The sequence below is a fragment of the Stenotrophomonas sp. YJH_SMC_133 genome (assembly GCF_059370655.1).
Map to the genome: position 1 here is coordinate 1 of NZ_JCAFTW010000009.1, position 23423 is coordinate 23423.

General features: G+C 65.6%; 24 protein-coding genes. 10 read left to right on the forward strand and 14 right to left on the reverse strand.

Features of this window, described 5'->3' with window-relative positions:
• Positions 1-566: 566 nt before the first annotated feature.
• The gene (locus AC5P78_RS13845) at positions 567-2270 is read left to right on the forward strand and encodes a proline--tRNA ligase (RefSeq protein WP_099527092.1); all 1704 of its coding nucleotides are present in this window, start codon (positions 567-569) and stop codon (positions 2268-2270) included.
• Positions 2271-2494: 224 nt separating this feature from the next.
• The gene (locus AC5P78_RS13850) at positions 2495-2878 is read left to right on the forward strand and encodes an H-NS histone family protein (RefSeq protein ID WP_005408004.1); all 384 of its coding nucleotides are present in this window, start codon (positions 2495-2497) and stop codon (positions 2876-2878) included.
• Positions 2879-2958: 80 nt separating this feature from the next.
• Here the strand turns inward: AC5P78_RS13850 and AC5P78_RS13855 are convergent, their stop codons facing one another.
• Entirely contained in the window at positions 2959-4218 is a 1260-nt protein-coding gene (locus AC5P78_RS13855) for a threonine/serine exporter family protein (RefSeq protein ID WP_005408003.1), read from the reverse strand.
• A 93-nt stretch (positions 4219-4311) separates the two neighbouring features.
• Here AC5P78_RS13855 and AC5P78_RS13860 point away from each other — a divergent pair, with 93 nt between their 5' ends.
• The 4 genes from AC5P78_RS13860 to AC5P78_RS13875 are packed head-to-tail and all read left to right on the forward strand — an operon-like array spanning position 4312 to position 7830.
• Entirely contained in the window at positions 4312-5433 is a 1122-nt protein-coding gene (locus tag AC5P78_RS13860) for an ABC transporter permease (RefSeq protein WP_060381089.1), read from the forward strand.
• 1 nt (position 5434) lies between these two features.
• A complete protein-coding gene (locus AC5P78_RS13865) occupies positions 5435-6262 on the forward strand; it encodes an ABC transporter ATP-binding protein (protein WP_100438861.1) in 828 nt (275 codons plus the stop codon).
• A gap of 3 nt (positions 6263-6265) precedes the next feature.
• The gene (locus tag AC5P78_RS13870) at positions 6266-7192 is read left to right on the forward strand and encodes an MlaD family protein (RefSeq protein WP_005408000.1); all 927 of its coding nucleotides are present in this window, start codon (positions 6266-6268) and stop codon (positions 7190-7192) included.
• Positions 7189-7830, forward strand: coding sequence for an ABC-type transport auxiliary lipoprotein family protein (locus AC5P78_RS13875; protein ID WP_099481351.1), 642 nt, complete (start codon positions 7189-7191; stop codon positions 7828-7830). Before AC5P78_RS13870 ends, AC5P78_RS13875 begins: the two co-directional genes overlap by 4 nt.
• A 4-nt stretch (positions 7831-7834) precedes the next feature.
• On the opposite strand, the gene AC5P78_RS13880 is transcribed toward AC5P78_RS13875, so the two are convergent.
• Positions 7835-8416, reverse strand: coding sequence for an alpha-ketoglutarate-dependent dioxygenase AlkB family protein (locus AC5P78_RS13880; protein ID WP_138970083.1), 582 nt, complete (start codon positions 8414-8416; stop codon positions 7835-7837).
• 83 nt (positions 8417-8499) lie between these two features.
• On the opposite strand from AC5P78_RS13880, the gene AC5P78_RS13885 reads away from it, so the two are divergent.
• Positions 8500-9798: a glycosyltransferase gene (locus AC5P78_RS13885; RefSeq protein ID WP_164225689.1), complete on the forward strand. Its 1299-nt coding sequence runs from the start codon at positions 8500-8502 to the stop codon at positions 9796-9798.
• A 22-nt stretch (positions 9799-9820) separates the two neighbouring features.
• On the opposite strand, the gene AC5P78_RS13890 is transcribed toward AC5P78_RS13885, so the two are convergent.
• The 8 genes from AC5P78_RS13890 to AC5P78_RS13925 form a co-directional block, all read right to left on the reverse strand.
• Entirely contained in the window at positions 9821-10453 is a 633-nt protein-coding gene (locus AC5P78_RS13890; protein WP_100438857.1) for a CoA transferase subunit B, read from the reverse strand.
• A 1-nt stretch (position 10454) separates the two neighbouring features.
• Complete coding sequence (locus tag AC5P78_RS13895; RefSeq protein WP_005407996.1) at positions 10455-11186, reverse strand: CoA transferase subunit A; 732 nt, start codon at positions 11184-11186, stop codon at positions 10455-10457.
• A gap of 96 nt (positions 11187-11282) precedes the next feature.
• Entirely contained in the window at positions 11283-12488 is a 1206-nt protein-coding gene (locus AC5P78_RS13900) for a hypothetical protein (RefSeq protein WP_414498408.1), read from the reverse strand.
• Positions 12463-12888, reverse strand: a complete 426-nt coding sequence (locus AC5P78_RS13905; RefSeq protein ID WP_111197605.1) for a hypothetical protein — start codon at positions 12886-12888, stop codon at positions 12463-12465. The genes AC5P78_RS13900 and AC5P78_RS13905 overlap by 26 nt, the downstream gene beginning before the upstream one ends.
• Before the next feature lie 51 nt (positions 12889-12939).
• A complete protein-coding gene (locus AC5P78_RS13910) occupies positions 12940-13539 on the reverse strand; it encodes a hypothetical protein (RefSeq protein ID WP_005407993.1) in 600 nt (199 codons plus the stop codon).
• Positions 13536-13940 carry a GtrA family protein gene (locus AC5P78_RS13915; protein WP_100438856.1) on the reverse strand — a complete coding sequence of 135 codons (405 nt, stop codon included), beginning with the start codon at positions 13938-13940 and terminating at the stop codon, positions 13536-13538. Before AC5P78_RS13915 ends, AC5P78_RS13910 begins: the two co-directional genes overlap by 4 nt.
• A complete protein-coding gene (locus AC5P78_RS13920; RefSeq protein ID WP_111173909.1) occupies positions 13918-14862 on the reverse strand; it encodes a glycosyltransferase in 945 nt (314 codons plus the stop codon). Before AC5P78_RS13920 ends, AC5P78_RS13915 begins: the two co-directional genes overlap by 23 nt.
• Before the next feature lie 10 nt (positions 14863-14872).
• Positions 14873-15829 (reverse strand): UDP-glucuronic acid decarboxylase family protein, encoded by a 957-nt coding sequence (locus AC5P78_RS13925; protein ID WP_099527084.1) that lies wholly within the window; start codon positions 15827-15829, stop codon positions 14873-14875.
• Positions 15830-16062: 233 nt separating this feature from the next.
• On the opposite strand from AC5P78_RS13925, the gene AC5P78_RS13930 reads away from it, so the two are divergent.
• The 3 genes from AC5P78_RS13930 (at position 16063) to AC5P78_RS13940 (ending at position 19933) form a co-directional block, all read left to right on the forward strand.
• Complete coding sequence (locus tag AC5P78_RS13930; RefSeq protein ID WP_111197609.1) at positions 16063-17409, forward strand: phosphohexomutase domain-containing protein; 1347 nt, start codon at positions 16063-16065, stop codon at positions 17407-17409.
• Positions 17410-17420: 11 nt separating this feature from the next.
• On the forward strand, positions 17421-18824 hold the full coding sequence (locus AC5P78_RS13935) for a mannose-1-phosphate guanylyltransferase/mannose-6-phosphate isomerase (RefSeq protein WP_111197611.1): 1404 nt from the start codon (positions 17421-17423) through the stop codon (positions 18822-18824).
• 122 nt (positions 18825-18946) lie between these two features.
• Positions 18947-19933: an acyltransferase family protein gene (locus tag AC5P78_RS13940; RefSeq protein WP_111197614.1), complete on the forward strand. Its 987-nt coding sequence runs from the start codon at positions 18947-18949 to the stop codon at positions 19931-19933.
• Positions 19934-19997: 64 nt separating this feature from the next.
• On the opposite strand, the gene rfbD is transcribed toward AC5P78_RS13940, so the two are convergent.
• The 4 genes from rfbD to rfbB are packed head-to-tail and all read right to left on the reverse strand — an operon-like array spanning position 19998 to position 23423.
• Positions 19998-20915, reverse strand: coding sequence for a dTDP-4-dehydrorhamnose reductase (rfbD, locus tag AC5P78_RS13945; RefSeq protein ID WP_111197617.1), 918 nt, complete (start codon positions 20913-20915; stop codon positions 19998-20000).
• Positions 20912-21469 carry a dTDP-4-dehydrorhamnose 3,5-epimerase gene (rfbC, locus tag AC5P78_RS13950; protein ID WP_111197619.1) on the reverse strand — a complete coding sequence of 186 codons (558 nt, stop codon included), beginning with the start codon at positions 21467-21469 and terminating at the stop codon, positions 20912-20914. Before rfbC ends, rfbD begins: the two co-directional genes overlap by 4 nt.
• Positions 21466-22353: a glucose-1-phosphate thymidylyltransferase RfbA gene (rfbA, locus tag AC5P78_RS13955; RefSeq protein ID WP_111197621.1), complete on the reverse strand. Its 888-nt coding sequence runs from the start codon at positions 22351-22353 to the stop codon at positions 21466-21468. The genes rfbC and rfbA overlap by 4 nt, the downstream gene beginning before the upstream one ends.
• Positions 22354-22367: 14 nt before the next feature.
• Complete coding sequence (gene rfbB, locus AC5P78_RS13960; protein ID WP_111197656.1) at positions 22368-23423, reverse strand: dTDP-glucose 4,6-dehydratase; 1056 nt, start codon at positions 23421-23423, stop codon at positions 22368-22370.

The following is a 23423-nucleotide window of genomic DNA, read 5'->3' on the forward strand; positions in this document are numbered from 1 at the left end:
CGCCGTAAACCCCCCTTCCGGGGTCCGGCCCAGCCGCTGGCGGCTGTGCGTTCGGGCGCTTGCGAAGCAGTGCTTCGCAAGCAAAGCGCCCTCACCCCTGGGGGCTCGATGGCGCCATCCATGGCGCCAACGGTCCTGCCAACCCACACCGCCCCACCCCCGACAGGTTCCTGGTGACGGTGGTAGATCCACGCCATGCGTGGATGAAATCTGTCAGATCTCGAATTGAATCCGGGGTCAGATCCGTTTTCCTGCGGAAAACGGATCTGACCCCAGGAGCCATTCCGACAGCTCGCAGGAAACTGTCGAAGGCGGGGTGGGTCCGGTTGCGGGAGTGTCCGCGGCATGGATGCCGCGGCCAAGCCCCCAGGGATGGGTTTACGGCGTCTCCCGCAACCGGACCCACCCCGCCTCCCACGGGAAGCCCGCTGTTGCTTCGGCAGTTGCTTCTGAGGTTGCCGGCCAGCGGCCGGCACTACTGCGGGTGCAGGGCGCAGCCCTGCCGATACCCCTCTCCCCGGCCGGGCTGGCAGAATAGGCGTCTCTGCCGTTATCCGAAGCCGACGATGCGCCTCTCCCAGTTCCACCTGCACACCACCAAGGAAACCCCCAGCGACGCCGAGCTCACCAGCCACCGGCTGATGCTGCGCGCGGGCATGATCCGCAAGCTGGCATCGGGCCTGTACACCTGGTCGCCGCTGGGCCTGCGCGTGCTGCGCAAGGTTGAACGCATCGTGCGCGAGGAAATGGACCGCGCCGGTGCCGTGGAATTCCAGATCCCGACCATCCAGCCGAAGGAACTGTGGGAGCAGACCGGCCGCTGGCAGAAGTTCGGCCCGCAGCTGCTGAAGATCAAGGACCGCAAGGACCAGGTGTTCTGCTACAGCCCAACCGCCGAAGAAGCCGCCTGCGACTTCGCGCGCAGCGAGCTGTCCAGCTACAAGCAGCTGCCGGTGAATTTCTACCAGGTACAGACCAAGTTCCGCGACGAGATCCGCCCGCGCTTCGGCGTGATGCGTTCGCGCGAATTCCTGATGAAGGACGCCTATTCGTTCCACCTGCACGATGAGTGCCTGGTGCGCGAATACGAGAACATGAAGTCGGCCTACAGCCGCATCTTCACCCGCCTCGGCCTGGACTTCCGCATGGTGCAGGCCGACTCCGGTGCGATCGGTGGCGATGCCTCGCAGGAATTCCACGTCATCGCCGATTCCGGCGAGGACGCGCTGGTGTTCTCCACCGGTTCGGACTACGCCGCGAACATGGAAGCGGCGATCGCCGCCGACCCGGCACCGCGTGCGGCTGCCAGTGAAGCCATGCGCAAGGTCGACACCCCTACCCAGAAAACCTGCGAGGACGTCGCGGCGCTGCTCGGCATCGAGCTGCAGCGCACGGTGAAGTCGGTGGCGCTGATCGCCGGTGAAGGCGAAGCACAGCAGTTCGTGCTGGTGCTGGTGCGCGGCGACCATGAGGTCAACGAAATCAAGCTGGCCAAGGTTGCCGGCCTGGACGAACAGCGCTTTGCCAGCGAGGCGGAAATCGCCGAGTACCTGGGCAGCGTGCCGGGCTTCCTCGGTCCGGTCGCCCCGGCCAAGGCCATCCGCGTGGTCGCCGACCGCGAAGTGGCCGCGATGTCCGACTTCGTCGTCGGCGCCAACGAAGCCGGTTTCCACCTGGCCGGGGTCAACTGGGGCCGCGACCTGCCGGAACCGGAAGTGGCCGACATCCGCAACGTGCGTGCCGGTGACCGCGCGCTGGACGGTGGCGAACTGAAGATAGCCCGTGGCATCGAAGTCGGCCACGTGTTCCAGCTCGGCCGCAAATATGCCGAAGCGCTGGATGCCACCGTGCTGGACGAGAACGGCAAGGCGGCGGTGATGGCGATGGGCTGCTACGGCATCGGTATCTCGCGCGTGGTGGCTGCCGCGATCGAACAGAACCATGACGATGCCGGCATCATCTGGCCGGACGCGATGGCGCCGTGGCAGGTGGTGGTGTGCGTGATCAACCCGAAGGGCGACGCCGCCGTGGCCGATGCTGCTGCCAGCCTGCTGCAGGAACTCTGCGACGCCGGCCTCGATGCCGCGCTGGACGACCGTGGCCTGCGCCCGGGTGCGATGTTCGCCGACATGGAACTGATCGGCATCCCGCACCGCGTGGTGGTGAGCGAGCGCGGCCTGGCCGCCGGTACCTACGAGTACCGCTCGCGCCGCGCCAGCGAAGCGGAAAGCCTGGACAAGGCCACCCTGCTGCAGCGACTGCAGGGCTGATCAGGAGAAGACCGGGGCACGCCCCGGTCTTTTTTTTTGCCTGTCGCCCAGTTGAGCAATATTGCAGCGGACATAATCCGGTCAGAATCGACGCAATGCAGCCGGGATGCTGCCAGGCCATGACCCGCCTGCATTTGTGCTGTGATTAATTCATCTTTATTCTGTCCCGCGACGCCATGGACTGGCTCGTCCCGTCCACATTTTAGTTTCCGGAGTAACCGTAAATGAGCATTGACCTGACCGGCCTGTCGGCACGCGAGCTGGGCGCCCTGATCCGTACCGCCAAGAAGCAGCAGACCATCGTCGCCAAGCGCCGGCCAATCACCAAGGTCCGGGCCCAGCTGACCAAGCTGGCCAAGACCGAGGGTTACACCATCGAAGAACTGTTCGGCGGCGCCCCGGCACCGCGCGCGCGCAAAGCCGCCCCGGCAGCCAAGGCACCGTCCAAGACCGCCGGCCGCAAGCTGGGCAAGGTTGCCCCGAAGTACCGCAACCCGGCCAACCCCAAGGAAACCTGGACCGGTCGTGGCAAGCAGCCGCGCTGGATGGCCGAGCTGACCGCCAAGGGCAACAAGAAGCCGGAAGATTTCCTGATCAAGAAGGCCTGAGGCCGGATCGGGATGCAATGAAAAACGCCGGCGGAAGCCGGCGTTTTTCATTCTTCGGTGTGCGGGCCAACGGTCCACACCTACAGGGTTTTGCGCGCCGGCATCAGCAGGTTGCCGAACAGCAGGCCGGCCACCAGCGCCATCACCACGTTGAGCACGGTGAGGAACACGCTTTGGCCCGCGCCAACGTCCTGCTGCTGGACCAGGGTCAGCACGCCGCGCAGGCTGGTGCTGCCGGGCACCATCATGATGATGCCGGGCAGGCGGATGATCGCTCCTGGGCGGCCAACGAGGCGGCCGAACAGATTGCCACCGGCGGTCAGCAGCATCGCTGACAGGAAGATGCCGGCCGGCGCGCCCCAGGCGTGCCCGCCGAACTTGGAGATCGCGTAACCCGCCACCGAGGCTGCGATCACCCACGGGTAATCGCGCCGGTTGGCCTTGAACAGCATCGCGAAGGCGAATGCCGCGGTCAGCAGCGAACCCCACTCCACCCACGGCCCCTGCGGCCGCGTGGCGCGGATCACCGGGTCCAGGCCGAGTACATCGGCCAGGGTCACCGCGATCATCGCGCCCACGCTGAGCTTCATGATGGTGGTCAACGCGCCGGCGAAGCGCGCGGTACCGGAGACCCAATGCTGGCTGGCGAGTTCATTGACCGCATTGGTCAGCGACATGCCCGGCAGCAGCACCACCAGCGAGGCGATGATCACCGTGTTGAGGTTGAGTGCGCCGACAAAGGACGCGACCAGAGTTGCGACCATGCCGGCCAGCAGCGCCGCCAGCGCCTCGGCCGCTTCACGGGTGGCCGGGCGACGGTCGGTGACCATGCCGAGCAGGCCGATCATCAGCCCGATGACACCGGCGGTGGCGATGTCCAGCCACGGCAGCTTCCACATGCCGGCCACGCCGGCCGCGCCCAGGGTGAATGAAAGAATGGTGCGCAGCTTGCCGCGCCGGCCCGGATCCTTGTCCAACTGGCGCAGTGCGGTGTGGCCTTGGGCAATGCTCATCCGCCCGTTGGCCACTTCCTCGGCGATATGGTCGGCGACGCTGAGCTTGTGCAGGTCGTTCTCGCCGGGTGCCAGGCGGATCACGCGGGTGATGTCGCTGGAACCGATCGCCTGTGCCGGGTCGCTGAAACTGAGGATGATACCGGTGGGATTCGACCACGGTTCACAATCCAGATCGAGCTGGCGGGCCAGTGCCACCACTGCCGTTTCCAGGCGCTGGGCCGTGGTGCCGTAGCTGTGCAGGCGTCCGGCGATCTCGGAAACAAAGGCCACGCGCTGCGCGTAGGTGGCCTGGGGCGTGGGGATCGTGTGAGCGTCTGCGGACATGCGCCGTAGTATTACCTACTGCCGGGCCGCACTGGATAAATTCATCCGGGTTCGACGCGATGCCCCAGACAGAACGGTTATGCTGCGACCCGAATGGCCCAAGTGACCCCGAACCACGCCCCCCAGCTCGAACAGGATGCCCATGACCCGGGCCTGATCCGCCTGTCCGGCACCTGGACCCTGAAGACCGCGCTGGCCGCGGCCGAAGTCCTGCGCGGCGTTCCCGACACGCTGACCGGCATCGACGCCACCGGCATCGAGAAGATGGATTCGGCCGGCGTGCTGCAGGTACTGCGCGTAGCGCATCGCGCCGACCTTGGCGAGGACGCGTTGCAGTTCCGGCCGGACCACCAGGCGCTGGTCTGCACCATCGAGGAAGTGGCCGACGACCGGCCCCGGCCCAAGCGCGATTTCGGCGTGCTGGCGGCGCTGGAACGGCTCGGTGTCAGCGTCCATGCCACTGGCCACAACATCAAGGCGCTGTGCAGTTTCCTCGGCGAGAACCTGGTCAAGGCGGCGCGCCTGGTCAAGGAACCCCGCCGCTTCCGGATGACGGCCACCGTGCACCAGATGGAGCAGGTCGGGCTGGACGCAGTACCGCTGGTGGCGCTGCTGTCGTACCTGGTCGGCGCGGTGATCGCCTTCCTCGGCTCGACCATCCTGCGCGACTTCGGCGCCGAGATCTACGTGGTCGAGCTGGTCAACATCGCCTTCCTGCGCGAGTTCGCGGTACTGCTGACCGCGATCGTGCTGGCCGGCCGCACCGCCAGTGCGTTCACCGCGCAGATCGGCGCGATGAAGGCGCGCGAGGAAATCGACGCGATGCGCACGCTGGGCCTGGATCCGATCGACCTGCTGGTGCTGCCACGCCTGCTGGCGCTGCTGGTCACCCTGCCCCTGCTGACCTTCATCGCGATGATCGCGGGCCTGGCCGGCGGCATCACTGTCGGCGCGTTCGACCTCGACATCCCGCCGCAGATGTACATCGCGCGCATGCACGAGACGATGGAAGTGCGGCACATGCTGGTCGGCCTGTCGAAGGCGCCGGTGTTCGCGCTGGTGATCGGCCTGATCGGCTGCCTGGAAGGGCTGAAGGTGGAAGGCACGGCGCAGTCGGTCGGTGAACGCACCACCTCCAGCGTGGTGCAGACGATCTCGCTGGTGATCATCATCGACGCCTTCGCGGCGTTGTGGTTCATGCACATGGACTGGTGACATGAGCACGCATCCGACTCCCGAAGAAATACCCATGCAGGACGGCGACGGCCACGACCTGGCCATCCGCGTGCGCGGGCTGGTCAACCGCTTCGGCAGCCAGACCGTGCATGAAGACCTGGACCTGGAGGTGCGCCGTGGCGAGATCCTGGGCGTGGTGGGTGGCTCGGGTACCGGCAAATCGGTGCTGATGCGTTCGATCCTCGGCCTGCGCGTGCCCGATGCCGGGCAGATCGAAGTGCTCGGCCGCGACGCGCGTGCCGACGATGCCGAGAGCCGCCTGCACATCGAGCGCAACACCGGCGTGCTGTTCCAGGACGGCGCCCTGTTCTCTTCGCTGACCGTGGGCGAGAACGTTCAGGTGCCACTGAAGGAGCACCACCGCGAATTGCCCGAGCGCTGGCACTACGAGCTGGCGCTGCTGAAGGTGAAGCTGGCCGGCCTGCCCGCCGATGCGATCAACAAGCTGCCATCGCAGTTGTCCGGTGGCATGCGCAAGCGCGCCGGCCTGGCCCGCGCGCTGGCGCTGGACCCGCCGCTGCTGTTCCTGGATGAACCGACCGCAGGCCTCGACCCGATCGGTGCGGCCGCGTTCGACCGCCTGATCAAGACCCTGCAGGAGGCGCTGGGGCTGACCGTGTTCCTGATCACCCACGACCTGGACACGCTGTACGCCATCTGCGACCGGGTGGCGGTGATCGCCGACCGCAAAGTGGTGGCCAACGCGCCACTGCCGGACATCGAGAAACTGGATCATCCGTGGATCCAGGAATACTTCCACGGACCGCGTGCGCGTGCCGCGCGCGGCGAACAGATCGAGAGTGCCTGAGCCATGGAAACCAAAGCCAACTACGTGCTGATCGGCGCGTTCACCCTGATCACCGGCCTGGCCCTGCTGGCCTTCGGCCTGTGGGCGGCCAAGTACTCCTCCGACCGCACCTGGCAGGAATACCGCGTGGTGTTCCGCGAGGCGGTGACCGGCCTGTCGGTGGGCAGCCCGGTGCAGTACAACGGCATCGCGGTCGGTTCGATCATCGAACTGAACCTGGTGCCGGACGACCCGCGCCAGGTGGTCGCACGCATCCGCCTGAACTCGACCACCCCGGTCAAGACCGATACCCGCGCCAAGCTGGCGATCACCAGCCTGACCGGCCCATCGATCATCCAGCTCAGCGGCGGCACGCCGCAGTCGCCGGCGCTGACCACGGTCAACAAGGATCCGGCGCCGATCATCCCGACCACGCCGTCGGCCCTGCAGAACATCACCGACGTCGCCAATCGCATTGTCGAGCGCATGGACCAGATCCTCAGCGATCGCAACGTGGCTTCGATCAACGCGACGCTGGCCAACCTGGAGACGATCAGCGGCGGCCTGGCCGACCGTGACCAGGGCACGCAGGCGCTGCTGCTCAGCGCGCGCGATGCCGCCCGCAGCCTGGACACCACGCTGAAGACCACCAACGGCACCATCGAGCGCCTGGACAGGAACCTGGTGCAGCAGCTGCCGGGCATCATCGACAAGCTGGACGGCACCCTGGCCAAGCTCGACTCGGCCGCCGGCAACGCCGATTCGATCCTTGGCGAGAACCGCGCCGCGATCAACAGCTTCGCCAATGATGGCCTCGGCCAGCTGGGCCCGACGCTGACCGAACTGCGCGGCCTGATCCGCGACCTGCGCCGGGTCAGCGACCGCCTCGAGAACAACCCCGCGCGCTACCTGCTGGGCCGCGACGCACCGAAGGAGTTCGAACCCAAATGAGCCCGATGCCCCTTCCGCGCCTGCTGCTGGCCGCTTCGCTGGTCACCCTGCTGGGCGGCTGCTCCATCCTTGGCAGCAGCGAGAAAACCGCGGTGACGCTGTACTCGCCCGCCGTGCAGGTGAAGGCCGATCCGGCGTGGCCGCAGGCCAGCTGGCAGCTGGTACTGGCCAAGCCCAGCGCCGCACGCATGGTCGACAGCCCGCGCATCAACGTGCGGCCGACCCCATCGCAGCTGGAGATCTACAAGGGCGCCAGCTGGGCCCAGCCGGCCACCGACATGATCGAGGACACCCTGCTGCGCGGCTTTGAGGATTCCGGACGCATCCACGGCGTCGCCCGCAGCACCGCCGGCATCCGCGCCGACTACAAGCTTTCCACCGACGTGCGCCGCTTCGAGTCGGACTACCAGGGCCAGGCCACGCCGACCGTGGTGATCGAGGTCAACGCCAAGCTGATCCACGTCGCCGACCAGCGCGTGGTGGCCGACCGTACCTTCCGCCAGGCACAGCCGGTCGGCAGTACCGACGTGCCGTCGGTGACCGCCGCGTTCGAGCGCGGCCTGCAGCAGCTGGCGCAGGATGTGGTGGGCTGGACGCTGGTGAGCGGGCAGGCCGACCAGCCGACCGTCACGCGCTGATCGATCAGCGTGGCGCAATCCAGCGGAACGTCAGGTTGATCCGCTCGCCCTGCACGCGCGCCATCTTCGGCAACGCGTGCTGGTAATAGCGCTGGGTCTGCCCGGCCATTACCAGCAGGTCGCCATGGCCGAGCAGGTACTCGGTCTTCTGCGTCGGATCATCACGCCGGCGTAGCAGGAAACGCCGTGCCACCCCCAGGCTCAGCGAGGCGATCACCGGCGCCGGGCCCAGTTCGGGTTCGTCGTCACTGTGCCAGCCCATGTAATCGCCACCGCCGCGATAGCGGTTCAGCAGTACGCTGTTGAAGGCATGTCCACAGAATACCTGCAGCCGTTCGCGAAGCAGCAGCAGGGCCGGCTGCCACGGCTCGGGCAGGAAATCGGCACCCGAATAGCGATAGCGCGCCTCGGCATCTCCCATCCAGCAGCTCAGGCGGGGCGAATCGACGATACGGCCGAACATGCGGATGCGATGCACCTGCCAGGAGATGTGGTGCTCCAGCTGCTGCTGCATCAGGTCCGCCTGGTCCGCGGCCAGCCAGCCCCGATGCCAGTGAATGTCGGCGTCGTCCAGTGGGAAATGCATGCCAGCACGCTAGCACACCCCCTCCGCGGCCAGCGACTATGATGGTCGCCCGCATTCCTGCGCGCCACCTGACGATGATGACGATGAAGCACTCCTGGTACAGCCTCAAATGGCGGATTCGCCAGGCCTCGCGCCGGCTGGCCTCGGTGATTCACAACCTGCGCCAGGTGGGCCCGGCGGCCACGCTGCGCAAGGTCAAGGCGGTGCTTCGCCCACATCCACCGGCCGTAGTATCGGTGCCCGCTCAAGCAGTGTGTTCTTCCGGCGAGGTGCACAGCACCGCCCCTGCACGTGCTGGATACGTGCTGGTGATTGATGCCAGCGCGCCCGATCCGACCCGCGATTCCGGCTCGGTCCGGATGTGCAAGATCCTCCAGTCGATCCGCGAGCTGGGATGGCAACCGGTGTTCATGCCGGACAATGGTGTCATCAGTGCCGAAAGTCGCGCTTTCCTCGACACACTGGGCGTGGACCTGATCGGCATCGCAGGCAGCCCCCGTCTCGACCAGTGGCTGCGTGTGCACGGCCAGCAGCTGCGTGCCACCTTGCTCAGCCGCCACCATGTGGCGGCAGCCCACATCGGGCTGATCCGCGATTACGCCGTCGGCAAGGTGATCTTCGACACCGTGGACCTGCACCATGTGCGTGAGCAGCGTGCTGCGGACCTGCGCCAAGACCCGGACCTGCAGCGTCAGGCCGCACGCACGCGGCAAAGCGAGTTCGCCCTGATCAACGCCAGCGACACGACGCTGGTGGTCAGCCAGACCGAGCTGGAGATGCTGCAGGCGCAACTGCCCGGCAGCGACATCCGGCTGCTGTCCAACATCCATGACGTGCACGGCGGCAAACGCAGTTTCGGGGACACCGCTGACCTGTACTTCGTGGGGGGCTATGCCCATCAGCCCAACCAGGAAGCGCTGGAATGGCTGGTCGGCGAGATCCATCCCCGCATCCGTGCGCAGCGCCCGGAGATCGTCCTGCACCTGATCGGAGAGATTCCGGAAGACGTGGCGGCGCGCTACGCCGGCAACGGCGTCATCGTCCACGGCCACGTGGCATCACTGCAGCCCTTCCTGTCGCGTTGCAGGATCGCGCTCGCCCCGCTGCTCTCCGGTGCAGGCGTGAAAGGCAAGGTCAATGAGGCCATGAGCCACGGTGTTCCGGTGGTGGCCACGCCCATTGCTGCCGAAGGCATGTTCCTGATCGACGGTCAGAATGCACTGATCGCGGCAGATACCGAGGCGTTCAGCAACGCCGTCCTGCGCCTGTACTCGAATGAGGCGTTGTGGTCCCACATCTCCGAACAGGGCTACCACAACATCCGCGAGCACTTCTCCAGCGATGCAGCGCGCAGGAGTCTGGAAGCACTCCTGCGCGACTGATCACTCCGGCGCGAACGCCGATTCAACCTCGGGCGAACGCCACGCCGGTTTTTTCCTTCAGTTCGTCATCGCTGACACCCGGCGCCGCTTCTACCAGCACCAGACCAGCATCGGTGACGTCAAACACGGCCAGGTCGGTGATGATGCGGTCGACCACGCCGACGCCGGTCAGCGGCAGCGTGCATTCGGCCAGGATCTTGTGCTCGCCGTTCTTGGCGGTGTGCTCCATCAGCACCACCACGCGCTGCACCCCGGCCACCAGGTCCATCGCGCCGCCCATGCCCTTGACCATCTTGCCGGGCACCATCCAGTTGGCCAGGTCGCCCTTGTCGGTGACCTGCATGGCACCGAGGATGGCCAGGTTGACGTGGCCACCGCGGATCATCGCGAAGCTGTCGTGGCTGCCGAAATAGCTGGCACCGGCACGCGCGGTGACGGTCTGCTTGCCGGCATTGATCAGGTCCGCGTCGATTTCGGCTTCGGTCGGGAACGGGCCGATACCGAGCAGGCCGTTCTCCGACTGCAGCCACACGTCCACGCCTTCAGGGATGTGGTTGGCGACCAGGGTCGGCAGGCCGATGCCCAGGTTCACGTACGCTCCATCGGTCAGTTCGCGGGCGGCGCGTGCCGCCATCTCGTCACGGGTCCACGCCATGTCAGTTGCCCTCCGCGCGGATGGTGCGCTGTTCGATGCGTTTTTCAGGATGTGCGTTGTGCACGATGCGGTGCACGTAGATGCCCGGCAGGTGCACCTGGTCCGGATCGATGGCGCCAACCGGCACGATCTCCTCGACCTCGGCGATGCAGACCTTGCCGGCCATCGCACAGGCCGGGTTGAAATTCCGAGCGGTCTTGCGGAACACCAGGTTGCCGGCCCCGTCGGCCTTCCACGCCTTGACCAGCGCCACGTCGGCGCGCAGCGCGGTTTCCATCACGTAGTGCTTGCCGTCGAACTCGCGGGTTTCCTTGCCCTCGGCCACCACGGTGCCGTAGCCGGTGGCAGTGAAGAACGCCGGGATGCCTGCACCGCCGGCACGCAGGCGTTCGGCCAGGGTGCCTTGCGGGTTGAATTCCAGCTCGAGCTCGCCGGCCAGGAACTGCCGCTCGAACTCCTTGTTCTCACCCACGTAGGACGAGATCATCTTCTTGATCTGCCGGGTTTCCAGCAGTTGGCCGAGGCCGAAACCATCAACGCCGGCATTGTTGGAGATCACGGTCAGGCCCTTGGCACCACTGTCGCGCAGCGCGGCGATCAATGCCTCGGGAATGCCACACAGGCCGAAGCCGCCCACGGCCAGCGTCTGGCCATCGGCGACCACCCCTTGCAGGGCCTCCGCCGCACTGGCGAAGCGCTTGCTGCGCTTGCCGGTGGAAGTCACGTGTTCCATTTCTACAGCCCCACACGGGAAGAATGAGCGCATTCTAGCGCTACGACCGCATACGGCTGGGATGCGCCGCAGCATGACGCCACGGCGCGTTGCGCCTCAGCGCGTGCCCGGGATCTTCGCGGTGGCGCGATGTTCCAGCGCCAGCAACACCGCAAACCCCAGCAGCAGTGTTACCGGCATGCGGACACGGTCTACACTGGTGCGCAGGTGCCAGTCCAGGTCATGCGGTGTTCCGAGGTAGACCAGGAACAGCACCGCTGCGTACGCCAGCGCCGCCAGCGCGGCGGCCGATGCCGCCGGAACCCGCAGCACCGGGCGCCAGAGCACCGCCAGCACCAGCAACGGCACCAGCACCCACACATCCAGCAGCAGGCGACCGACGATCGGCAGGGTACCGCCCTCGCTGCCAAGCCGCGCCAGCAGCTGCGCCTTCATGTCACTTCCCGCCAGGTCATTGCCCACCCCTGCCTGCCCGACGGCCAGCTTCCATGCCAGCAATGGCAGCAGGGCCACAACCGCGGCCAGGAGGATGCGCCAGCCCAGACGGCGCTCACGCAGCACGCCTTCGCCCAGCACCACGGCCGTCAACAGAGCCGCAAGCACGGCGCCCTCGTTCTTCAACATCGACAGTACGGCCACCAGCAGGGTGAATGCGACCAGCTCACGACCACCACCATGCTCCCCGGACATGCGGTGACGCATCGCTGTCGCCACGGCAGCGACGGCGTAGACCGCCACCAGCGGATCCATGTAGCCGTTGATCAGCATGTCGCGCCCCAGGCGCAGCAGCAGCACTGCGAACAGCACCCCGCACCAGCGCCATCGGAAACTCGGGACGATCAGCAGCAGCGCCGGCAGCAGCAGCAGCGGTGCCACCGCCTTGGGCAGCAGTTCGTTCCAGTGCCCGGCCAAACCTGCTGCGCAGGCCATCAACAACGGAACCAGTGCGGGATAGTCGTTGTGGCTCCACGGCGCGTAATCATCCAGCTGGGCGTACAACGTGCCCTCCAGGTAGATCCGCTTGGCATGGAAGAGCCAGATCGAACGCGGGTCCCAGCCATCGGTGGGGCTTCCCAGCGCGATCAACACCAGCGCCAGAACGGCCAGGACCAGAGGCGCGGTACGCAGGTCACGCACGGCTGGCAGGGCGAGCAGCGCGCTGAGCACGACCGTGCCGAATGCCACCTGCACCAGCCAGCCCGCCAGGCCTACGGCGGCCAGGCCATAGCAGAGAAGAATGGAGACCAGCATGGCCAGCGCCGCACGGCGCCCTGGTTCAGCGGCAGTCAGCAAGAACGACATCTCCGCTCCTCCCCTGGACGTGGCACTGGTCAACCAGCGGATCACCGGCCCTCAGCAGGCGCTGTGGGGTATCGGTATCGCTGAACCGAACCGGATACAGCGCCTCCCACATGCGTTGCTGGATCAAGGGATCGTCCTTCAGTCCCTGCCCGAGCGAAAGCAGCGAAGGCGCGATCGGCTGCGCGCGCACCAGATCACGTGCATCCACCACCTCACGTGGTACGGATGCGTCGAATCCCGCGTCCTCAGCGAAGGCCTGGCGCAGCAGCGACGTCTGATAGTCCGATCGCTTGGCGACCGATACGAGGGAAGCGCTCAACAGCAGCACCAGGATCCCGGCAATCGCCAGGTCCCGGCGCGTAGTGCGCAGGGGGGAAGAGGTGGAGGTCATGTCATCCATGAAACGTTTCAAGGAACCAACGGAAAAACCAATGCGCCAGCAGTACCCAGGCTATTGGCAACGGTAGTCGGACGGCATCCGGCTGTCGCGGAAAGGATCAGTGAGGGCATCGGTGTACTGCCCCATCAGCAGGCGGTGGGTCGGCAGCAGGTTCTGCCGGTAGAAGCGGCCGAACGATGCGAGGCGCTCGCCGCGCGCGGTCAACCGCACACAACCATCATGGATCTGCACGGTTCCGGACTGCAGCTGCTCGGTCAGGCGCACTTCCACCAGGTGATGCTCGCGGACGTACTCTTCCGTGAACACCTGGCGGAACGCGTCTTCGCGTATCCCACCACCACGCTGTTGCAGCTTCTCCAGGATGTAGAAAGACAGCGAGCGGTCGATGACGGTCGGGACCGAGATCGCGAACACATAGCCTCCCAGCAACCAGATGGCGGCCAGCTGGATCAGCTCGAGGCGGCTGAAATCTCTGAACCACTTCAACGCATACAGGCCCGCAAACACCACCACCACTGCGATCACCGCGTCGAGGATGCTGGCATACAGCACCACGTTCACGCGGAACTGGCGCATGTGGACGTAGTAGACCAGCAGCAGGGCGGCAATGAATGCAAGGGTTGCCAGCGCGGCACGCAGATATTTGTTCATTTGAACACCAGGAACTTGTTGGCGACGAAGCTGACGGCCATCTGCATTCCGGTCGCCAGCACGAACCCTGCGCGGTAGTCCAGGCCCCATCGATCGGCCCAGACGTACATCACCAGCGCATGCAGGACGGCGATCGCGGCGTAGATCAGCAGGAACAGCGAGCCCTGCCGCGCCAGGCTGCCCTGCCTGCCATGGAAAACGAAGTAGCGGCTGCCGAGGAACGACACGGTGATGCCAAAGACCGCTGCAATCGCGTTGGCCATCGCGGCCAGCGGGACGTGCAGCACCTCGATGTTGAAGTGCAGCACTCCATAGTGCACCGCGGTGGCGACCAGGCCATTGATCACGTAGCGGACGGCCTGTCCGCCCAGCGCATCCTTAGCCACTGCGACGGCCGGCATGCAGGACCTCGTCAACGAATTCGCGATAGCTGCCCACGCTCATGACGCCACCGCCGCGCATCATCCCCGACAACATCAGGATGATCAGCGTCAGTGCCGCGGTCTGCAGGAACACCAGCACCAGGATGCCGAATGCCAGCGAGAACCAGCCCTGCGATGCAAAGCCCAGCATCTTCAGCCCGGTGGCAACGATCCCGCCGATGATCGACAGTGCCGCCACCATGGTGCAGGCGATGCCCACGCGTACCAGTACATCCTCGGCAAACACCATCAGTGCACGGAATCCGTGCAGGGCCAGGCCGACGAAGTTCATCTTGCTGCGGCCGGCATAGCGCGGACCACGATCCAGCGCACAGGTCTGCACGCGCAGCTTCGAGCCCAGCACGCAGGCGGCAACGTGGATCCACAGCTCCTGCATCGATGCCAACCGGCGCACCGCCGGCATCTTCGCCGCCATGAAGTTGCCGAAGCTGATCTGGCGCCCGCTGAGCAGCGAGAACAGCAGCTTGTAGACGATGTAGAACGACTTGAACTTCAGCGATTCGACCCGGCTGCGACGGCTGGCCACCACCACGTCGACATCGGCCGATTCCAGGCCCGCCACCAGCTCGGTGATGCTCTCCGGCGTATCCTCGCCATCGGAATCCATCACGACGACAATGTCATTGCCATCGAAGTGCTCGGCCACATAGCCCAGGCCGATGGCGATCGCACGCTGATGCCCGACATTGCGACGCAGGCGGATCACCACGCCCTCCAGCCCCGAAGCCTCAATGGCGCTGATCGGCAATGGCTGCCGCACCGAGCCGTCGTCCACGGCCACCACATAGGTGTCCGGACCCTGGGTGCGGGCGAGCTCGACGAAAAGCTTCGAGGAGGCTTCCAGGTCCTCGTAGACCGGCATCACCACGATCTTGCGCATCGTCGCCACCTCAGGCCTGCAAGCGATGGCGGAAATAGGCGATGGTCTCCTTCAGGCCGTCCTCCAGGCCGACCTTGGGCTCCCAGCCCAGATCCGCTTTGGCCAGGCTGATATCCGGCTGGCGTTGGCGTGGATCATCCGAGGGGAGCGGACGGTACTCGATCTTCGACGCGCCGCCGACCAGACGGAGCACGGTCTCGGCCAGTTCCAGCATGGTGTACTCGGACGGATTGCCGATATTGATCGGACCGGTGAGATCAGCCGGCGAGTCCATCAGCCGCAACATGCCCTCGATCAGGTCATCGACATAGCAGAAGCTGCGCGTCTGGCTGCCATCGCCATAGATGGTGATCGGCTCGCCCTTCAGCGCCTGCACGATGAAGTTGCTGACCACCCGGCCGTCATTGGGATGCATGCGCGGACCATACGTGTTGAAGATGCGCATGACCTTGATCTCCAACTGGTGCTGGCGCCAGTAGTCGAAGAACAGCGTTTCGGCGCAACGCTTGCCCTCGTCATAGCAGCTGCGGATGCCGATCGGGTTGACCCGGCCCCAGTAGCCTTCCACCTGCGGGTGGATTTCCGGATCGCCATACACCTCGCTGGTGCTGGCCTGCAGGATGCGCGCGCGCAGGCGCTTGGCCAGGCCGAGCATGTTGATCGCGCCATGCACGCTGGTCTTGGTGGTCTGCACCGGGTCCTGCTGGTAGTGGATCGGTGACGCCGGGCAGGCCAGGTTGAAGATCCGGTCCACTTCCACATAGAGCGGGAACGTCACGTCATGGCGCATGAGCTCGAACCGTGGGTGGCCCAGCAGCCCATCCACGTTCGCCTTGCTGCCGGTGTAGAAGTTGTCCACGCAGAGGACGTCATGGCCGCCCGCGATGAGCCGATCGCACAGATGCGACCCGAGGAAGCCCGCGCCACCGGTCACCAGCACGCGTTTCTGATCGTGAGTGAATTTCAAAGCAAACCTCGATCCTTCTGGAACAGCAGGCCAATCGGCGATGGCCACGCGGGCCATGTCCTCGGTCGTCAGCGCGCAATTGTATGCGAACTGCCTGCTGGCCATGGTCCATTGACGGGGAATCGGCCGGCCCCCTCCCAAGTCAACGCTGCTGGCCGGGCGCCCCTGGCTCACCGGCCGTTTGCAGACCCTCCCGCTATAATCAGGCTTCTCTATCCGGATGGACTGCTTCGATGCCCCTGCCCGCTTTCAAGGCCTACGATATCCGCGGCCGTGTGCCGGAAGAACTGAACGAGGACCTGGCCCGTCGCATCGGCGTCGCCCTGGCCGCACAGCTCGCTCCAGGCCCGGTGGTCCTCGGCCATGATGTGCGCCTTACCAGTCCGGCACTGCAGGATGCGCTGGCCGCAGGCCTGCGTGGGACCGGCCGTGAGGTGATCGACATCGGCCTGTGCGGCACCGAAGAGGTCTACTTCCAGACCGATCACCTCGGCGCGGCCGGCGGCGTGATGGTGACCGCCAGCCACAACCCGATGGACTACAACGGCATGAAGCTGGTGAAGGAGAACGCGCGGCCGATCAGTTCGGATACCGGCCTGTTCGCGATCTCCGATGCGGTCGCCGCCGACACCGCCGAGGCCCAGCCGCCGCGTGCCGGCCAGGTCGCCCAGCATGACAAGAGCGCCTACATCCAGCACCTGCTGAGCTATGTCGATGCCGGCAAGCTGAAGCCGCTGAAGCTGGTGGTGAATGCGGGCAATGGCGGCGCCGGCGCCATCGTCGACCTGCTGGCACCGCACCTGCCGTTTGAGTTCATCCGCATCTGCCACGAGCCGGACGGCAGCTTCCCCAACGGCATTCCCAACCCGCTGCTGCCGGAGAACCGCGCCGCCACCGCCGACGCAGTGCGCGAACACGGTGCCGACTTCGGCATCGCCTGGGACGGTGACTTCGACCGTTGCTTCTTCTTCGACCACAGCGGCCGCTTCATCGAGGGCTACTACCTGGTCGGCCTGCTGGCCAAGGCGATCCTGGCGCGCCATCCCGGCGGCAGGATCGTGCATGACCCGCGCCTGGTCTGGAACACTGTGGACATGGTCGAGCAGGCCGGCGGTGTCGCGGTGCAGTGCAAGAGCGGGCATGCGTTCATCAAGGAAAAGATGCGGGCCGAGGATGCCGTGTATGGCGGCGAGATGAGCGCCCATCACTACTTCCGCGAATTCGCCTACGCCGACTCCGGGATGATTCCGTGGCTGCTGATCGCCCAGCTGGTCTCCGAAAGTGGCCGTTCGCTGGCCGACTGGGTGGAAGACCGGATGGCCGCCTATCCGTGCAGCGGCGAGATCAACTTCAAGGTGGACGATGCCAAGGCCACAGTGGCGCGCGTGATGGAGCACTTCGCGGCGCAATCGCCCAGGCTGGACCACACCGATGGCATCAGTGCCGACTTCGGCGACTGGCGCTTCAACCTGCGCAGCTCCAACACCGAACCGCTGCTGCGCTTGAACGTCGAAGCGCGCGGTGACGCTGCGTTGATGCAGGCGCGCACCGACGAAATTTCCCGTCTGATCCAGCAGTAACCGAGGCCCGCATGAGCAGCATCCAGCCCGTCATCCTGTCCGGCGGATCCGGTACCCGCCTGTGGCCGCTTTCGCGCGAGGCCTACCCGAAGCAGTTCCTGCCACTGGCCGGCGAGCTGACGATGCTGCAGGCCACCTGGCAACGCGTCGCCCCACTGGCGGCGCGTGGCCCGCTGGTGATTGCCAACGAGGAACACCGCTTCGTTGCCGCCGAACAGCTGCAGCAGGTCGGCACCGAACCGGCCGCGATCATCCTTGAACCGGTGGGCCGCAATACCGCACCGGCCATCGCCGTGGCTGCGCTGGAAGCCACCCGGGACGGCGCCGACGCGCTGCTGCTGGTGCTGCCCTCCGATCATGTGATCACCGACGAGGTGGCCTTCCGCAACGCGGTGCAGGCCGCCGCCAGTGCCGCTGAAGCCGGCAAGCTGGTCACGTTCGGCATCGTGCCGACCGGCCCGGAAACCGGCTACGGCTATATCAAGACTGCCAACGGCCAGGGCCTGCGTGCCGTCGAACGCTTCGTCGAAAAGCCCGACCTGGAGACCGCCACCGGCTACGTCAGCAGCGGCCAGTACTACTGGAACAGCGGCATGTTCCTGTTCAAGGCGTCGCGTTACCTGCAGGAGCTGGAGCGCTTCCAGCCGGAAATGCTGGCCCGCAGCCGCCAGGCCTGGCAGCAGGCGCGCCGCGATGCCGACTTCACCCGCCTGGACAGGGATGCCTTCACGGCGGTGCCGTCGGACTCGATCGACTACGCGGTGATGGAGAAGACTGCCGATGCAGTCGTGATCCCGCTGGATGCCGGTTGGAACGACGTCGGTTCGTGGACCGCGCTGCGCGATGTCTCGCAGCAGGACGGCGACGGCAACGCCCATCAGGGCGATGTGATCGCCATCGACTGCCGCAACACCTATGCCTATGCGCAGCGCCTGGTGGCCATGGTCGGCCTCGATGACGTGATCGTGGTCGAGACCGACGATGCGGTGCTGGTCGGCAAGGCCGACCGCATGCAGGAGGTCAAGACGATAGTGGCGAAGCTGAAGGCTGAAGGCCGCAGCGAAGCCACCTGGCACCGCAAAGTGTATCGCCCCTGGGGCGCCTACGATTCGATCGACAACGGCGAGCGTTTCCAGGTCAAGCGGATCACGGTCAAGCCCGGCGGTACGCTCAGCCTGCAGATGCATCACCACCGCGCCGAGCACTGGATCGTGGTCAGCGGCACCGCCGAAGTGACCCGTGGCAGCGAGGTGATCCTGCTCAGCGAGAACCAGAGCACCTACATCCCGCTGGGCGTGACCCACCGCCTGCGCAACCCGGGCAAACTGCCGCTGGAACTGATTGAAGTACAGTCGGGCAGTTACCTGGGCGAGGATGACATCGTGCGCTTCGAAGATACCTACGGGCGGAGTTGACCGGTTTTCCAGGGAACTACAGCGGCAGAACTGCTGGAAGATGCCAGCATCTGCCGCGTTTGTGTTTGATCAAGGTTCACCTATGATATTGCCCTCGGCCGAGCGGCCAAGGGGCAATACGAATGATCAAGGCTGGCACACTGCAATCACTTCAGGCGCTCCGAGGCGTGGGTGCCGTCGCGGTGGTGATCTACCATGCGCTGTCGATACACCCGTTCCTGAATTTCCGGGCGGGTGCCGCGGGCGTCGACCTGTTCTTCGTCATCAGCGGTATCGTCATGTGCCTTTCGCTGAGGCCAGAGACCACCGCACTGGACTTCATGAAGCGCCGGGTGATTCGTGTTGTGCCCATGTATTGGATTGCGACGACGCTGGCAGCAGCGTACTTCTACATTCGCTATCCGGACATTCCACCTTCCACCATACACATCGTGCGTTCCTACCTGTTCGCGCCGCCGCCCGAAGGCTTCGGTATGCCCGTCCTTTACCCGGGGTGGACGCTGAACTTCGAAATGTTCTTCTACGCGGTGTTGTCCGTGATGCTTGTAACCAGGCGCATGGCGATTCCGCTGGCCGCCTGCCTCCTGGTCGTTCTCAGCAGTGTCGGGAGCGTCATCCCCTCGCTCAGCAAGATCTATTACTTCAATCCAATCATCCTGGAGTTTGCAGCGGGCATGGTGATCGGCCTGGCCATCAAAGCAGGTTATCGACCCAGGCTGATGGAAGGCAGCGTCTACCTGATCGGCGCACTGGTCCTGATCGTGGTGCACAATCACTACCGCTCGGAGGGCGTCCTTCCCTGGCTGCTGCCCAGCATTCTGCTGATTGTCGGCTCGCTTGCATTTGAGACATCGAAGGTCGTCACGCATCGCTTCACGCAGTTGATCGGCGAAGCCAGCTACTCGATCTATCTGTTCCACGCACTGGCCATCTGGCTCACCACCTGGATCTGGCGTGGGACGCCGCAGGCTGGGGCGGTTCTGTTTGCAATCGCGCTCTCGGTAGTAATGGGTGTGGCCGCGTACTACACCCTCGAAAAGCCCCTGCTAAACCTGATGCTTCGCCGCAGGAAGTCCAGCGCGAAGAAGTCGCTGGAAGGCCACGCCTGAGCCCGGGATGGGGCAGCGACTACCGACCGTCCAGGACCGCTGCGAGCCCCATGCTGCCTGCCACTCAGGAGGGGCAAGCGGTATGCGACCGTTGCAGCTCCACCATCACCCGCTTCAGGCCGTCCCGCCATTCCGGCAACTCGATGCCGAAATCCTGCTGCAGCCTGCGGTTGTCCAGCACCGACCAGGCCGGGCGCTGGGCCGGGGTCGGATACGCCGAGCTGGGAATCGCCTCGACGACGGGCACCTTCGGCAATACGCCGGTGGCCAGTGCCTCGGCAAAGATCGCCTCGGCAAAGCCGTGCCAGCTGGTCTGGCCGCTGGCGGTCAGGTGCCAGGTGCCCGACAGATGGCGCGGATGCTGCAGCGCCTGCACGGTGACGTCGGCGATCAGCGCCGCCGGCGTGGGCGTCCCGATCTGGTCGTCCACCACCCGCACCTGATCGCGCTCGGCGCCAACGCGGAGCATGGTGCGCAGGAAGTTCGTGCCATGCGCGGCATACACCCACGCCGTACGGAAGATCAGATGGCGTCCTCCCGCGGCACGCACTGCGTCCTCGCCATCGCGCTTGCTGGTGCCGTAGACCCCCAGCGGGGCTGTCGGCGCATCCTCACGGTAAGGTGTGGTGCCCTGGCCATCGAACACGTAGTCGGTGGAGTAATGCACGAACGGCACACCCTTCGCCGCGCACCAGCGTGCGATCACACCTGGCGCCTGCGCATTGGCCGCAAAGGCCGCGTCGACCTCCTGTTCGGCACGATCGACCGCCGTATAGGCGGCCGCGTTGACCACGATCGATGGCTGCAGACGGTCGAGCAATGCAGGCAGGCTGTCGGGCTCGGCGAAATCAGCGGTTTCACAGGCACGGCCATCGGGCAGCACGCCGCTACGGGTGGTCACCGCCACGTTGCCCAGCGGCGCCAGCGCGCGCAGCAGCTCCTGGCCAAGCTGGCCGTTGCCGCCGAACAGCAGGACGGTCATGGCACGTAGACCGGCAGGCGATCTTCGGCGATGTCGCTCAGGAAGGGCGCATGCTCGTCCTTCGCCGACAGGATCGGGCTGCCCAGCGGCCAGTCCACGCCGATGTCCGCATCATTCCAGCGCACGCCGGCATCGAAATCCTTGAGGTACACCTCGGTGCACAGGTAGCTGAACACCGCGCGCTCGGACAGCACCGCAAAGCCATGGGCGAAGCCTTCCGGAATCCAGAACTGCCTCCTGTTCTCCGCGCTGAGCATGACCGCCGCCCACCGGCCGAAGCTCGGCGAACCGCGGCGGATGTCCACGGCAACGTCATAGACCTCGCCCTCGAGCACGCTCACCAGCTTGCCCTGCGGGCGCGGCCACTGGTAATGCAGGCCGCGCAGCACGCCCTGTGCGGAGGTCGAGACGTTGCTCTGCACGAAGCGGTCCGGCAGCCCCTGCGCGGCGAAACGCTCGGCATTCCAGGTCTCGAAGAAGCAGCCACGGGCATCGCCGAACACCGCCGGCTCGATCACCACGCAGCCGGGCAGATCGGTTTCAATCACTTTCACGGAACCACTCCACGCAGGGCGAGCTTGTGCAGGTACTGGCCATAGCCATTCTTGATCAGCGGTGCAGCCAATGCCTCCAACTGCGCAGCGTCGATCCAGCCCTTGCCGAACGCGATCTCCTCCGGGCAACACACCTGCAGGCCCTGCCGGGTCTGGATGGTCTCGATGAAGTTGGATGCTTCCAACAGTGACTGGTGGGTGCCGGTGTCGAGCCAGGCATAGCCACGTCCCAGCGGCTCGAGGTGCAGGCGCCCCTGCTCCAGGTATCGGCGGTTGAGATCGGTGATCTCCAGCTCGCCGCGGGCCGAGGGCTTCAGCTCGGCAGCGTAGTCACAGGCGTGGGAATCATAGAAATACAGGCCGGTCACCGCGTAGTTCGAGCGCGGATTCAGCGGCTTCTCGACAAGGCCGACCACCTTGCCACTGCCGTCGAATTCGGCCACGCCGTAACGCTCGGGGTCGTTGACCCAGTAACCGAACACCGTCGCTCCCTGATCGCGCGCATCGGCACGCCGCAGCATTTCGCTCAGCCCGTGGCCGTGGAAGATGTTGTCCCCCAGCACCAGGCAGCTCGGCTTGCCGGCAACGAAATCGCGGCCGATCAGGTAGGCCTGGGCCAGGCCATCGGGGCTGGGCTGCACGGCATACTGGATGTCCATGCCCCACTGCGAACCATCGCCCAGCAGTTGCCGGAACAGCACCTGTTCGTGCGGAGTGTTGATGATCAGCACCTCACGGATGCCCGCCAGCATCAGCACGCTGAGCGGGTAGTAGATCATCGGCTTGTCATACACCGGCAGCAGCTGCTTGCTGACACCCTGGGTGATCGGGTACAGCCGGGTGCCGGAACCACCGGCGAGAATGATGCCCTTGCGCTGGGTCATGTCGTCTCCTGGACTCAGGCCGCCGTACCGATGCGCTGCAGGCGATAGCTGCCATCCAGCACCCCGTTGACCCAGGCCTGGTTGTCCAGGTACCAGTCAACGGTGCGGGTGATGCCCTGCTCGAAGGTGTAGGCCGGCTCCCAGCCCAGGTCGTTCTTCAGCTTGGACGCATCGATCGCATAGCGGCGGTCATGTCCGGGGCGGTCGGCCACGTGGGTGATCTGGCTGCTGCGCGGCTGGCCGTCTGCACGCGGGCGACGCTGGTCCAGCAGCGCGCAGATCGCGTGCACCACCTCGATGTTCTGCCTCTCCGAATTGCCGCCCACGTTGTAGGTCTCGCCCACCTTGCCGTTGGCCAGCACGGTGCGGATCGCTTCGCAGTGATCGGACACGAACAGCCAGTCGCGTACCTGCCTGCCGTCGCCGTACACCGGCAACGGCTCGCCGGCCAGCGCCTTGGCGATCACCAGCGGGATCAGCTTCTCGGGGAAGTGGTACGGGCCATAGTTGTTTGAGCAATGGGTGGTCAGCACCGGCAGCCCATACGTGTGGTGGAAAGCGCGGACCAGGTGGTCCGAAGCTGCCTTCGACGCCGAGTACGGTGAATTCGGTGCGTACTGCGAGGTTTCGCTGAACGAGCCGGTCTCACCGAGGGTGCCGTACACCTCGTCGGTGGACACGTGCAGGAAGCGGAAGGCGGTCGCCTGCGTGGCCGGCAGCGCCTTCCAGTAATCGCGCACCGCCTCCAGCAGGCCCAGGGTGCCGACCACGTTGGTCTGGATGAAGGCACCCGGGCCATCGATGGAACGGTCGACATGACTTTCCGCGGCGAAGTTCAGCACCGCCTCCGGCTGGTGCTCGGCCAGCAGCCGGCTGACCAGGGCGCGGTCACCGATATCCCCCTGCACGAATACATGGCGGGCATCACCCTCCAGGCTGGACAGGGTCTTCAGGTTGCCGGCATAGGACAGGATATCGAGGTTGACGATCTTCACCCCTCGGGCAACCGCCTCAAGGACAAAATTGCCGCCGATGAAACCGGCACCGCCGGTGACGAGCCAGGTAGGCAC